The organism is Aliidiomarina halalkaliphila (assembly GCF_007096385.1).
Lineage (GTDB): Bacteria > Pseudomonadota > Gammaproteobacteria > Enterobacterales > Alteromonadaceae > Aliidiomarina > Aliidiomarina halalkaliphila.
Genome location: NZ_VJWL01000002.1, coordinates 100,315 through 113,407, shown reverse-complemented (window position 1 = coordinate 113,407; position 13,093 = coordinate 100,315). Strand labels below are relative to the sequence as shown.

The 13,093-nt window shown below is 48.9% G+C and carries 14 protein-coding genes; 10 read left to right on the top strand and 4 right to left on the bottom strand.

What is annotated here, in order from left to right; translation table 11 throughout:
• The first annotated feature begins 4 nt into the window (after positions 1-4).
• The 6 genes from FM042_RS07105 to FM042_RS07080 all read left to right on the top strand — a co-directional run bounded on the left by FM042_RS07105 (position 5) and on the right by FM042_RS07080 (position 5,041).
• Complete coding sequence (locus FM042_RS07105) at positions 5-727, top strand: type 2 periplasmic-binding domain-containing protein (protein ID WP_143235731.1); 723 nt, start codon at positions 5-7, stop codon at positions 725-727.
• The gene (gene mnmE / locus FM042_RS07100; RefSeq protein ID WP_143235730.1) at positions 724-2,100 is read left to right on the top strand and encodes a tRNA uridine-5-carboxymethylaminomethyl(34) synthesis GTPase MnmE; all 1,377 of its coding nucleotides are present in this window, start codon (positions 724-726) and stop codon (positions 2,098-2,100) included. Before FM042_RS07105 ends, mnmE begins: the two co-directional genes overlap by 4 nt.
• Before the next feature lie 150 nt (positions 2,101-2,250).
• Positions 2,251-3,129 (top strand): patatin-like phospholipase family protein, encoded by an 879-nt coding sequence (locus FM042_RS07095; protein WP_143235729.1) that lies wholly within the window; start codon positions 2,251-2,253, stop codon positions 3,127-3,129.
• Positions 3,130-3,182: 53 nt separating this feature from the next.
• A complete protein-coding gene (locus tag FM042_RS07090) occupies positions 3,183-4,334 on the top strand; it encodes a dicarboxylate/amino acid:cation symporter (RefSeq protein WP_143235728.1) in 1,152 nt (383 codons plus the stop codon).
• Between the two features lie 22 nt (positions 4,335-4,356).
• On the top strand, positions 4,357-4,797 hold the full coding sequence (locus FM042_RS07085) for a hypothetical protein (protein ID WP_143235727.1): 441 nt from the start codon (positions 4,357-4,359) through the stop codon (positions 4,795-4,797).
• A complete protein-coding gene (locus FM042_RS07080) occupies positions 4,787-5,041 on the top strand; it encodes a hypothetical protein (protein WP_143235726.1) in 255 nt (84 codons plus the stop codon). Before FM042_RS07085 ends, FM042_RS07080 begins: the two co-directional genes overlap by 11 nt.
• 11 nt (positions 5,042-5,052) lie before the next feature.
• Here FM042_RS07080 and FM042_RS11940 read toward each other — a convergent pair whose 3' ends face one another.
• The 4 genes from FM042_RS11940 to FM042_RS07060 all read right to left on the bottom strand — a co-directional run bounded on the left by FM042_RS11940 (position 5,053) and on the right by FM042_RS07060 (position 8,279).
• A complete protein-coding gene (locus tag FM042_RS11940; RefSeq protein ID WP_143235725.1) occupies positions 5,053-5,454 on the bottom strand; it encodes a hypothetical protein in 402 nt (133 codons plus the stop codon).
• Positions 5,455-5,501: 47 nt separating this feature from the next.
• The gene (locus FM042_RS07070; RefSeq protein WP_143235724.1) at positions 5,502-5,846 is read right to left on the bottom strand and encodes a TraR/DksA family transcriptional regulator; all 345 of its coding nucleotides are present in this window, start codon (positions 5,844-5,846) and stop codon (positions 5,502-5,504) included.
• A gap of 75 nt (positions 5,847-5,921) precedes the next feature.
• Positions 5,922-6,788, bottom strand: a complete 867-nt coding sequence (locus tag FM042_RS07065) for a universal stress protein (protein WP_143235723.1) — start codon at positions 6,786-6,788, stop codon at positions 5,922-5,924.
• Between the two features lie 12 nt (positions 6,789-6,800).
• Positions 6,801-8,279, bottom strand: a complete 1,479-nt coding sequence (locus FM042_RS07060) for a SulP family inorganic anion transporter (RefSeq protein WP_143235722.1) — start codon at positions 8,277-8,279, stop codon at positions 6,801-6,803.
• A 396-nt stretch (positions 8,280-8,675) separates the two neighbouring features.
• On the opposite strand from FM042_RS07060, the gene FM042_RS07055 reads away from it, so the two are divergent.
• The 4 genes from FM042_RS07055 to FM042_RS07040 all read left to right on the top strand — a co-directional run bounded on the left by FM042_RS07055 (position 8,676) and on the right by FM042_RS07040 (position 13,090).
• Positions 8,676-9,122, top strand: coding sequence for a flavodoxin domain-containing protein (locus FM042_RS07055; RefSeq protein WP_143235721.1), 447 nt, complete (start codon positions 8,676-8,678; stop codon positions 9,120-9,122).
• A gap of 539 nt (positions 9,123-9,661) precedes the next feature.
• On the top strand, positions 9,662-11,563 hold the full coding sequence (gene mnmG, locus FM042_RS07050) for a tRNA uridine-5-carboxymethylaminomethyl(34) synthesis enzyme MnmG (RefSeq protein WP_143235720.1): 1,902 nt from the start codon (positions 9,662-9,664) through the stop codon (positions 11,561-11,563).
• A gap of 33 nt (positions 11,564-11,596) precedes the next feature.
• Complete coding sequence (gene rsmG / locus FM042_RS07045; protein WP_143235719.1) at positions 11,597-12,262, top strand: 16S rRNA (guanine(527)-N(7))-methyltransferase RsmG; 666 nt, start codon at positions 11,597-11,599, stop codon at positions 12,260-12,262.
• Between the two features lie 45 nt (positions 12,263-12,307).
• On the top strand, positions 12,308-13,090 hold the full coding sequence (locus FM042_RS07040) for a ParA family protein (RefSeq protein WP_143235718.1): 783 nt from the start codon (positions 12,308-12,310) through the stop codon (positions 13,088-13,090).
• Positions 13,091-13,093: the final 3 nt, after the last annotated feature.

Below are 13,093 nucleotides of genomic sequence, written 5' to 3'. Positions count from 1 at the left end.
TGGGGTGAAACATACAATTGCAAATGGATTCATTGCAGGACTCTGTAGCCTGCTTATTGCTATGAGCGCGGGCTCAACTCATGCATCGGAGCGTGAAATTGTAATTGGTACGCTAAGTGACGTCGACTCGTCACATCCTACTTTCCAATTGGTCCAGGAAGCCTATCGCCGTATTGGCGTGAGCACCCGCCTGTTATCACTGCCTTATGAGCGCAGCGAATATGAAGCCAACCGCGGCCGCATTGTCGACGCTGAACTGGCTCGTACGTCTGAAGCGGAGACTCTGTTCCCAAATTTAGTAAAAATAGACGTACCACTGCAGCCCGTTACGGTTACCGTATTCACCAGTAACCCTAATCTGGTGGTGAATTCCTACCGAGATTTACAAAACCTTCGCATTGATACCGTACGCGGTATGCAAGTGGTAGTGAGCCGCTTGGGTGATTTGCCCTTCACCGAGGTGGCCACCATAGAGCAAACCTTTAAGCGTTTAGAAAGCGGTCGTAGCGACGTTGCCGTATTACCCGGCGACGTGGCGAGCACCGTACTTGAGCGCATGGACATTCGCGGTATATATAAGTTATCACCCAACCTCGAAGAGCTGTTGCTATATCATTGGTTACATCAGCAACATGCCGATTTAGCCGAGCCCTTGGCAAACGCTTTAAGAGAAGTGATTCAAGAACGCGATGCGCAGCAGCGTTTATCAAAATCGAACAAGCCATGAGTGAAATAGATTTACTCAACGACACCATTGTTGCCCAAGCGACCCCTCCTGGCAAAGGCGGTGTCGGCATCGTTCGGGTGAGCGGACCCCAGGCACAAACCATTGCCGAAACCTTGCTCGGCCATTGCCCTAAGCCACGTTACGCCGACTATACCGGCTTTCATGATGGCCAAGGCCAACTGATCGACCAAGGCATCGCTCTTTATTTTGCCGGCCCTAACTCCTTTACCGGCGAAGATGTGCTGGAGTTACAAGGTCATGGTGGTCCTGTGGTGATCGACATGATTATCAAGGCTATTTTAACCACCGGATTAGCTCGCCTCGCCCGCCCCGGTGAGTTTAGTGAGCGCGCCTTTCTTAACGACAAACTCGACCTCGCGCAAGCCGAGGCCATCGCCGATTTGATTGACACCACCTCTGAACAAGCCGCCCGTATGGCGCTGCAAAGTTTGCAAGGTGAGTTTTCCCATCGTATCGATCAACTCGTGGATGCGGTGATTCACTTGCGTATGTACGTGGAAGCCGCCATCGATTTCCCCGACGAAGAAGTCGATTTTCTCAGCGACGGTAAAGTCGCCGCTGATCTGCAAGAAATTATCGATTCGTTACTCCGCGTAGAAGCCGAAGCCAAACAAGGCAGCTTGCTGCGGGAAGGGATGCGAGTGGTGATTGCCGGTCGCCCCAATGCCGGTAAATCGTCGCTACTGAACGCCTTAGCGGGCCGAGAATCAGCGATTGTCACTGATATCGCCGGCACCACTCGTGATGTCTTGCGGGAACATATTCAAATCGATGGTATGCCGCTACATATTATTGATACCGCGGGATTGCGCGATAGCCCAGATAAAGTCGAACAAATTGGTATTGAGCGGGCCTGGGCGGAAATTGAACAAGCCGACCGCGTACTCTTTATGGTCGACAGTACGGAAACCGATGCCATTCATCCCGACGATATTTGGCCTGAGTTTTTTGCGCGCTTACCGGCACACCTGCCCTTTACGGTGATTCGTAACAAGATTGACCAAACTCAGGAAACTAAAGGTTTTCACGAGCACCAAGGCATCCCCGTGGTTGCCCTCAGCGCGTCTACCGGTGCCGGTATTGAATCTTTGCGGGAGCACCTCAAAGCCTGCATGGGCTTTAATAACAACATGGAAGGCGGCTTCATGGCGCGGCGTCGTCATCTCGATGCCATCGAGCGCGCTAAAGCCCACTTGCTCTCAGGCAAAGAACAGCTTGAACACTATATGGCCGGTGAACTCCTTGCCGAAGAGCTGCGCCTGACCCAGCACCACCTCAACGAAATCACCGGTGAATTCACCAGCGACGATCTCCTCGGCAAGATCTTTGGCTCGTTTTGTATCGGCAAGTGAGTTGTTTCCTGCCGTTCAGGTCGATGGAATGAGCGTCCTGCACACCACAGCCTTTTACTTCAAATTTATGCGTGATACCTAGCTTTCTGGGTTGTATCAGACCATAGTTATTATGAGCCTTGCGTTCATAGGTTGACGATGGAGTAATGGATGAAAGACTCTCGCCCACAAAGAAACCACCACAGCCTCGTTGTTGAAGGCGGCGCCATGCGCGGGATTTTCGCCGCAGGCGTGCTCGATGCCTTTGTTGAACGGGATTTCTATCCGTTTCATTCGGCAATTGGCGTATCTGCCGGCAGCACTAATTTGATTGGTTATTTGGCGGGCAACCACAAGCGCAGCTATCGAATTATTACCGATCATGCCCGCCGCGATGAGTTTATGAATATCCGTCGTTATCTACGCGGTGGTCACTTTTGTGATGTCAGTTGGTTATGGCACTGCTCCCTCGATGAGCTACCTCTGAATATTGGCAAATTTTTAGAGCGCGATATTCCACTAACCGTAGTGACCTGCAGTATCGTCACCGGTCAGGCCTGCTATTTTGAAGTCGACGAACATAATATGAATGATTTGTTTCCGGCGTCTTGCGCAATGCCCGTGGTATTTCGCGATTTCCCAGCCATTGATGATGAACCCATGACCGATGGTGGACTCGCCGATTCTATCCCCGTGATTCGTGCCTACGAGCAAGGAGCACGGGATATTACGGTGATTTTATCGCAACCTTTGGGCTTTAAGAAGCAGCCATCACGTTTTCCTAACCTCTTAAAACCGCTCTTTTCCGAGCACCCAGCTCTGTTTGATGCTGTCACGCGAAGAACCGATCAATACAACGCGGCGCTCGATTTTATTGCCTCACCTCCAAGTGATTGCCAGGTGCACATTATTGCCCCACCCGGAAATTTTCCCGTGTCGCGCTTTACCACAGACCTCGATTCCCTCAATATGGGCTACAACCAAGGCGTAAATGCGGGTAATCGTTACATCGCAGAAGCCTTAATCAGGTCGGATGCTGCACACGCGTGAACCATGCTATGATGCCAGCACTGACCTCAACACAATAACAACGAGATCTATCCATGGCACTTATCATTAAACTGCTTGCGGGTATCCTGCTCGGTACCTTTATCGGCCTATATGCCCCCCATTGGTTCACCCAATTACTGCTCACCTTTAAAGTTCTATTTGGTCAGCTGCTGTTCTTCACCATTCCCTTGCTGATTTTCTTCTTTATCACCAGTGGAATTGCCAGCTTGCCGCAAAACTCCGGCAGATTACTCGGGAAAACCTTAGGTATTGCCTATATTTCGACAATAATCGCGGGTATTTTGGCATTTTTCGCAGCAAGTGCGGTGGTGCCTATGTTGGCGCCGGAGCCTGCCGATGTCGCGGGCATGTCGGGCATCCTTCTGGAACCATTTATCCAGCTGGAAATCCCGCCTGTCTTTAACGTGATGACCGCTCTCGCTCTGGCTTTTATCTTTGGTTTAGGCATTGCTGCGACGCAAGCAACCGCTCTCAAGAATTTGAGCGATCAAGGGCGCGACGTGATCAAAGTCCTCCTTGAGAAAGTTATCATCCCCTTCTTGCCATTGTACATCGCTGGTGTGTTTGCCGAGATGGCCGCTGCCGGAACCGTATTTGAAACATTGAAAACCTTCGCGGTTATTCTGTTGCTGGCGGTAGTGCTGCATTGGCTCTATATCGTGGGTATGTTTGTGCTTGCAGGTATCAAAGCAGGTAAGTCACCGTTTGCTCTGATTAAGAACATGCTCCCTGCTTATTTCACAGCCTTGGGTACGATGTCGAGTGCAGCCACGATTCCAGTGACCTTACAAAGTGTGAAAAACAATAAAGTACGCGATGAAGTGGCGGATTTCACCGTCCCTCTTTGCGCAACAACACACTTAGCCGGCTCAACCATTACCATTGTGGCCACCACTGTAGCGGTGATGGTATTGCATAACGCGCTAGTGATTCCGTCCTTTATGACCATGCTGCCCTTTATTATGATGCTGGCCATCGTGATGCTTGCGGCCCCTGGCGTGCCAGGTGGGGCAGTGATGGCGGCTGTGGGCCTTCTCGGCTCTATGCTTGGCTTTGGCGAAACGGCCATTGCCTTAATGATTGCCCTGTACATGGCGCAAGATAGCTTTGGTACGGCGTGTAATGTTACCGGTGACGGTGCTATTGCCGTATTAGTCGACGACCAAGCCAAACAAGAAGAGTAAGCCCACCTTGGGAGCAGTACGGATGAAACACCCTAAATACCCGGTGAATATCGTGCTGCTCTTTGTTGCCCTCGGGCCACCACTGGGGGCGCTAACGCTTTGCGTTATCCTTGCCGGATGGATGCTCCTAAGTTACTCACTCACAGATGTTGCCACCTCGTTTTTGTTGATCATGCTTTTTGCGCTACCTATGAGCTATATTGTCGGTGGTATTCAAGCTCTGATCATAGGCATTATCGCGGGTTTCTACGTGCGCGAACGGCAAACCCTTTCTTATCGCTTTATGATCATACTTTCACTGCTTGCGGCGGCACTGTACTTCGGAAACTTCTACGGCAACTTGCTCGGGTTTGACCACACCGATGTTATTCTCATCGTTGCTCTATGCCTTGCCCATGTTCTGCCCACCATAGTGCTCACCCGCAGTGTTCGAAATAACTATAGGAGATCACATGCCCTTTGAAATTAAGCAACTAAGCTGGCATAAGCGCCGACGCCCAACTGAGGTTCCGCAGCCTGTCGATATTCAGGTCGACGATTTTCGCCAAGAAGTAAATCATGCCTGCGAGGTTACGGTCACCTTCGATAACGGTGAGGTTTTACAGATGCACGGACGGGTCATTCAGAACCCAATCACGGGTGTTTGGTCGGTGACTGCGATTAATGGTACGGGGCAGTCAGTATTAGCGAGATATGTAGGGGTTTAATATGTAAGTGATTACTCACTCTTACTTTGAGGCTTGATAACTGGAGGTTTATTCGCTTTACTTCGAATCCAATTGAGTGCCCGTAACACCCCTCGCTGACGTAATACCCACTTCTCCAACTCATATTTTCCAGGCACATCAGAGACCACCACAGCAATAAGAATCGTGAGCAGGCCCTGACCGGGCAGAATCAACATCGCCACCCCGGCAATAAAGAGTACAAAGGCCAATACATTGCGGCCCACATACAAGGCAACACGCGTCCAGGTCCAATGACGATGACGCTTACGATGAGCAAAGTAATCCGCGGGCATCCGAATGATGAGCAAAGGAATCGCGATCATCGACACCAATGCCATAACAAGACTGACACTGATTAGCCAAGGTAAAAAAGGCCTCACTAATTCAATCATACATTCGATGTATGCAAGCACTGTCGATACTCCAAAAAACTACTGTCTTAGGGTTTTCTTTCTCGTTCCGCCTGGCAGTCGATGCACACCATCGCTACCGGATCTGCCTCCAAGCGGCGCTCTGATATTGCCTCGCCGCAATCAATACAAATCCCATACTCCCCTTTTTCTAATCGCACTAATGCGGCTTTAATCTGTTTCAGTAGTAATTGTCGACGTTGCTCATTGGCTTGTGCCATTGCTTGTCCTTGCATGGCGTCCATGCGCGACAACCGACCTACGCTTTGCTGATCAAGCTGAACCGGCTTCTGCGAGTCTTCCGCAGATTCGCTCATAGCCGTGAGTTCCGCCTCCATAGCGCGCAGTTTTTTCTCTATGTTTTGCTGTTTCATCGTTCTGTACTCCAACAAAAAAGCCAGAGCATTACCCATGCTCTGGCTTTCTATCATAACAGAACTTACTGCAAGCTAGCGCAACAGCAATAAGGGTACCTTGGCACTAGAAATGAGTTTGTTGGTATGGCTACCCACAAAGAATTCACGAATACGCGAATGCCCGTAGGCTCCCATCACCATTACGCTCATATTCTGCTCTTGCGCATAGGCGTTAAGCGTCGTTTCTACGTCGCCAGATATCAGCGCCGTGGTCACATCGGTAAAGCCTTTATCACGCAATGCCTTAGCAGCGTTTTCTAACTGCTCCTGATGATCGCCAGTTTCCGCCGCCACCATCACCACATGCACTGGCATTCCAGCGAACAGTGGGCTTCCTGCCACCATATCTACCGCTTTTTGCGAGGTAGCACTGTGATCGTAAGCAATCATTACCCGTTCCGGTGTTTTAAAGGAATCGGAGATCACCCAAATTGGACGATGCATGGTGCGAATGACGCGCTCCACTTGATGACCAATATATTGACCAATTTGTGATGGTGTCTTCGTGGCGCGCTTGCCTTGACGGCCAATCACTAACAAACGAATATCGTTTTCGATATCCGCCAGTGTATCCACCAAGTCACCATGGCGTTGGCGTAGCAGTGGCTCGGAATACACGTCTTTAATGTGCTTTTCCGCCGCTTCTAAAAACAAATGACCTTGCTGACGCGCTAACTTAGCCCGCTTTTCTTCCAGGTCGGTAAACTCCGTGAGCAACCGTTGACGCTCGTCCATGCCAATCTGGCCACTGTAATCCGACTCATCCCCTTTACGCACGTCATCCAGTACATTTAATAATACCAGTTGATTATCTAAGCGCTTTGCCGACCACGCCGCATAATCGGCTACCGCGTCGGATAAGGCAGAACCATCGATACAACCTACCGTATGTTTTGTCATTGTTTCGATCTCCTAGTGGCCCATGAGCTTATCAGCAGCATCTGGTTTATCCGATACGCCAAACTTATCCACCACAGTCGCCGTTGCTTTATTCATTCCGATCACTTCAACCTCAGCGCCTTCACGGCGGAACTTGAGGATGACCTTATCTAAAGCAGCAACTGAAGTAATATCCCAGAAATGGGCCCGATCCACATCAATGGTTACCTTATCAAGAGCTTCTTTAAAATCAAAGGATTCCACAAACTTCTCAGACGACGTGAAGAACACCTGACCTATTACTTTATAGGTACGATGGGTACCTTCTTTGTTCAAGATTGAAGACACATGCATGTAGCTGCCCACTTTCGCGGCAAAGAACAGTGCCGCCAGCAACACGCCTACAAACACGCCAATCGCCAAGTTATGGGTCCATACCACCACAACCACGGTGGCAATCATCACGATATTCGTGCTCATTGGATGCTTCTTCAAATCCCGCACCGACTGCCAACTAAAGGTACCGATCGACACCATAATCATCACCGCCACCAAGGCTGCCATGGGAATTTGCCGCACCCACTCTGCTAGGAACACAACCATCACAATCAACACCACACCGGCTGCAAACATAGACAAGCGACCGCGTCCGCCTGATTTAATGTTAATCACCGACTGACCAATCATGGCACAACCGGCCATACCGCCCATTAAACCAGAACCTACGTTGGCGATACCCTGAGCACGACATTCTTTGTTCCGGTCTGATTTAGTATCGGTTAAATCGTCAACGATGGTTTGCGTCATCATCGATTCCAGCAAACCAACAACCGCCAATGGCAATGCATAAGGCAGGATAATCATTAAGGTTTCTAAATTCAGCGGAATGTCCGGCCATAAGAACACTGGCAAGCTATCGGGCAATTCACCCATATCACCCACGGTACGCACATCGACACCCATAAACATGACAAACGCGGTGATTACCACAATGGCCACCAATGGTGATGGAATTGCTTTGCTCACATAAGGTAGGCCATAAATAATACCTAAACCGGCAGCGGTAAGTGCATACACATGCCAAGTGACATTCGTCAGTTCAGGTAATTGCGCAAGGAAAATCAAAATGGCGAGGGCGTTTACGAAGCCGGTGACTACCGAGCGCGACACAAAGCGCATCAAGGAACCCAGCTTTAACAAGCCAAATACCAGCTGAATCAAACCCGTGAGTAGGGTCGCCGCAAGCAAGTACTCTAAACCATGGTCGCGTACTAGAGTCACCATCAGCAACGCCATAGCACCAGTAGCCGCCGATATTTGTCCCGGACGACCACCGACAAACGCGGTGATCACACAAATACAGAACGAGGCGTACAAACCAACCTTGGGGTCAACACCGGCAATGATCGAGAAGGCAATGGCTTCTGGAATCAGTGCCAAAGCCACCACCATCCCCGCCAAAATATCGGCCCGAATATTACCGAACCATTCGAGTTTCCACGTTTTACCCATGATTTAGTTCCTGTTTACTGATGCTTTACGCCCAAATTGTAGGCGTAAACTTGCAACTTGACGATTTTTTATACATAAAGGCTCCATGGCTCGCGTCAGTTAATCTGCTGCCTTCAGCAGATTTTCGACGTTCGTCATAGAGTATTTATGCGAAAATAAAGAATTCGAAATAAAAACTATATAAACCGCTTAGAATAACGACTTTAATAGTCGAAAAAGCGCTTTTTTTGCGATGAAATCGCGACGGATAGACTCCGAGAGGGCGAGATATTAACGGGATTTAGGCGATTTTTCAAGCGAATCTCTGGGAACTTTTTTGCGTTTTGCGCTCAAAGTATTAAAAGATACACTTTGAATTCCCCAACCAACCTATATGCTTCGATTACAGGGACCCTTATGCATTTCCATATCTTGATTGGTACTACGTCTGGCAACACGGAATACCTCGCAGACGAAGTCAGTAAAGCATTAATAGAGGAGGGCCATCAAGCCACCCTTCACGACCAACCCAGCGACACTGAAGTACCAATGAAAAATGCTCACTGGCTACTTTGCATTGCCACCCACGGGGCTGGTGAATATGCCGATTCCATTTATCCCTTTATGCAGTCCCTAACAGATAACCGCCCAGATCTATCGAGCATTCACTACGCATTAATCGGTATCGGCGACTCCAGTTACGATACCTTTTGCCAAGCGGCTCAAGATGCCGATGCATTGTTATCAGGCCTCGGTGCCCGCCGGATCTGTGAAAGCCTAACGATCGATATGTTCAACGATTTAGATCCTGAAGCCAACGCCGTGAATTGGCTATCCACATGGAAATCAGCCCGCAGTGAATAAGGTTATGCACCGCGCAACTCTGCTGTCTGCCTATCTAGAGAAAAGTTATCCGGATCTTATACACAGCTTACTGGGATCCTTACCCACCGATTTCAAAAGCTGGGGATAACCAGCGATCAATGCTGTGATCGGATCCGGGGATAGATCTGGGGATAACTTCCATTGTGGATAAGCACGAAGTTATCCCACTGTTTATGCGCCAATAAGATGCCTGTTTATGCACATCAATACGATCCTCTTAAGTGAATGATTTTATTAAATTAAAAATCACTATCCACAGATCTTGACCGAGCTAATAATAGACATAATAAAGAGATCTTAAAAAAATATAGATCTATATATTACCCAACCCCTGGCATGATCAAAGCCAACTGCAAATAGCCATCAAAAGCATTTTGAGAAGACCATAAAAGTGCTACAATAATCGGCTCTCTGTGGAAATTACTGATACACGAGATCCTTATGATCAGCATGGGATCCATATGCGGTACACCACAGACTAGATTTATTGACGCTTAAAGATCGAGGTTCAGATCGTCATGGCAACAGATTTACGGTTCGATGTGATTGTAATTGGTGGTGGACACGCAGGTACCGAAGCGGCACTTGCTGCTGCGCGTATGGGCAAGCAAACCCTTCTCATCACTCACAACATCGATACCTTAGGACAAATGTCCTGTAACCCCGCCATAGGTGGTATTGGTAAAGGCCACTTGGTCAAAGAAATTGATGCCCTTGGCGGTATTATGGGCCGAGCTGCTGACCGCGCTGGTATTCAATTTCGAACCTTAAACGCGTCCAAAGGTCCTGCAGTTCGTGCAACACGCGCCCAAGCAGATCGCCAACTCTACAAAGCCTTTATTCGGCAAACACTAGAATCACAACCGAATTTAAAAATATTCCAACAAGCAGCAGATGATTTAATTGTGGCAGAAACAGGCACTGGAGCTCGCGTAGAGGGGGTAGTCACACAAATGGGGTTGAAGTTTTATGCCCCAGCTGTCGTGCTCACAACCGGCACCTTTTTGGGTGGACAAATTCATATTGGTTTATCTAATTTTAGTGGTGGCCGTGCCGGTGATCCGCCATCCATTGCCCTTGCCCGTCGTTTACGTGAGTTACCGCTGCGTGTTGATCGCTTAAAAACCGGAACCCCACCCCGTATTGATGCCAATACCGTTGATTTTTCAGTGATGCAGGAACAACCTGGTGATTCGCCACGTCCGGTATTCTCGTTTATTGGCAGTACCGACGATCATCCTGAGCAAATAAGTTGTTACATCACTCATACCAACGATCAAACCCACGATATTATTAAATCTGGATTAGATCGCTCGCCTATGTATTCTGGGGTGATTGAAGGTATTGGTCCGCGCTACTGTCCGTCGATTGAAGATAAAGTGGTGCGTTTTGCCGATAAAAATTCTCATCAAATCTTTGTTGAGCCAGAAGGGTTGAATACCCACGAGCTGTATCCTAACGGAATTAGCACCAGCTTGCCGTTTGATGTGCAAATGGCCTTGGTGCATTCCATTCGTGGTTTTGAAAACGCACATATTACACGCCCAGGTTATGCCATCGAGTATGATTTCTTTGATCCGCGGGATCTGAAGCAATCGTTGGAAACCAAATATATTCAAGGCTTGTATTTTGCTGGTCAGATTAATGGCACCACCGGTTACGAAGAAGCTGCGGCTCAGGGATTAATCGCCGGTATGAACGCGGCGCTAGCGGTCTCCGGTCAAGAAGCTTGGACACCACGTCGTGACCAAGCCTATACCGGTGTTTTGATCGATGATTTAGCCACTTTGGGCACCAAAGAACCCTATCGGATGTTTACTTCACGTGCCGAATATCGCCTATTGCTGCGGGAAGATAACGCCGATATGCGCTTAACTGAGCAAGGCCGTAAATTGGGCTTGGTAGACGATGAGCGCTGGGCAAAATTTAACACCAAGATGGAAGCGGTGGAGCAAGAACAACAGCGCTTGCGCTCTACCTGGATTCATAAAGACCATGCGGCGGTAGAAGCAGTGAATCCATTGCTAAAAACACCTATTAGCAAAGAAGCCAGTTTGGAAGAACTATTGCGTCGCCCCGAAGTGACCTACGACGCCTTGATGAAAATTGAAGCATTGGGCCCAGCGTTAACGGATCCAAAAGCCGCGGAACAAGTGGAAATTCGGGTGAAATATGCAGGCTATATCAAGCGGCAGGAAGAAGAAATCGCCAAGCAGCTGCGCCACGAAAACACCAAGTTGCCGAAGGAATTCCAGTATCAAACGATTTCTGGGTTATCTAATGAAGTGATTGCCAAGCTTAATGAGCATCGCCCAGATACTATTGGTCAGGCGGCACGAATCAGCGGTATTACCCCAGCGGCTATTTCCATGTTGTTGGTACACCTGAAGAAGCAAGGCTTACTGCGTAAAAGCGCGTAGCTTTTTCGGTAACCGTTGGATAAAGGGATTGTTATGGCGAAATTACGGCCATTTCCGGAAACAGAATTAAAGAAAAAGCTATCTGAGCTGCTACAAGACACCGAATTATCCGTGAGCGACAGCCAGCAACAGCAACTTATCCAATTACTGGGCTTGCTGTACAAGTGGAACGGGGCCTACAACCTCACGTCGGTGCGCGACCCGAAAGATATGCTGATTCGTCACATTATGGACAGCATTGTGGTGGGCCCTTACTTACACGGCACACATATTATTGATGTCGGCACTGGTCCTGGGCTACCGGGATTACCCTTAGCGATTTGTAACCCCGATCAGCAATTTGTGTTGCTTGATAGCCTCACCAAGCGGGTAACTTTTATTCGTCAGGTGGTGCATACCCTTGGGCTCACCAATGTAACGCCAGTGTTGGCGCGGGTGCAGGATTTTCAACCGGGCGATGTGGGATTAACAGGTTTTGACTCGGTGATTAGTCGGGCGTTTGCGTCACTTGCAGATATGCTTGCCTGGTGTCATCATCTTCCTTCTGAGCAAGGGCGATTTTTAGCCCTAAAAGGGGCACCAACAGAAGAAGAATTAGAGAGCGTTCCCGCGCCATTTCGGATCCATGCAGTACATCAATTGCAGGTTCCAAATCTTGATGCCATGCGGCACATCGTTGATGTTCGCGTAACAAATTAAGCCCCGCACAAGGGGCCTACAAAACAATAAAATTGAGGAAACCTCGTGGGGAAAGTCGTTGCAATAGCCAATCAAAAAGGCGGCGTTGGTAAAACTACCACCGCAGTAAATCTTGCAGCCTCAATGGCCGCTACTCGACGCAAGGTGTTGTTGATTGATCTGGATCCCCAGGGCAACGCCACCATGGGTAGCGGTGTCGATAAATACGAAGTGCCTCACACGGTGTACGACTTACTCGTTGACGAGAAACCTGCCAGCATTGTGATTCAAACTGAAACGTCTGGAAATTATCATTTGATTGCAGCGAATGGTGATGTAACCGCTGCAGAAATCAAATTGATGGAAGTTTTTTCTCGGGAAACGCGCTTGCGTCGTGCTCTTGACCCTGTGCGCGACCACTATGATTTTATCTTTATTGATTGCCCACCTTCACTAAATCTTTTAACCGTGAACGCAATGGCGGCATCAGATTCGGTATTAGTGCCCATGCAGTGCGAATATTATGCGCTGGAAGGCCTTACTGCTTTGATGGATACCATCGATCAACTCGCATCTATTGTAAATCCTGGGCTGTATATCGAGGGCTTGTTGCGCACCATGTATGATCCGCGCAATCGCCTCGCAAACGACGTATCGGAACAATTGAAGAATCACTTTGGTGATAAGGTATATCGCACCGTGATTCCTCGTAACGTGCGCTTGGCGGAGGCTCCGAGTTTTGGTTCGCCCGCGATGTACTATGATAAATCATCCACAGGCTCAAAGGCTTATTTAGCCCTTGCCGGTGAAGTGATTCGCCGCGCCGAAACAAGCGCAAATGCTTCATAAGGA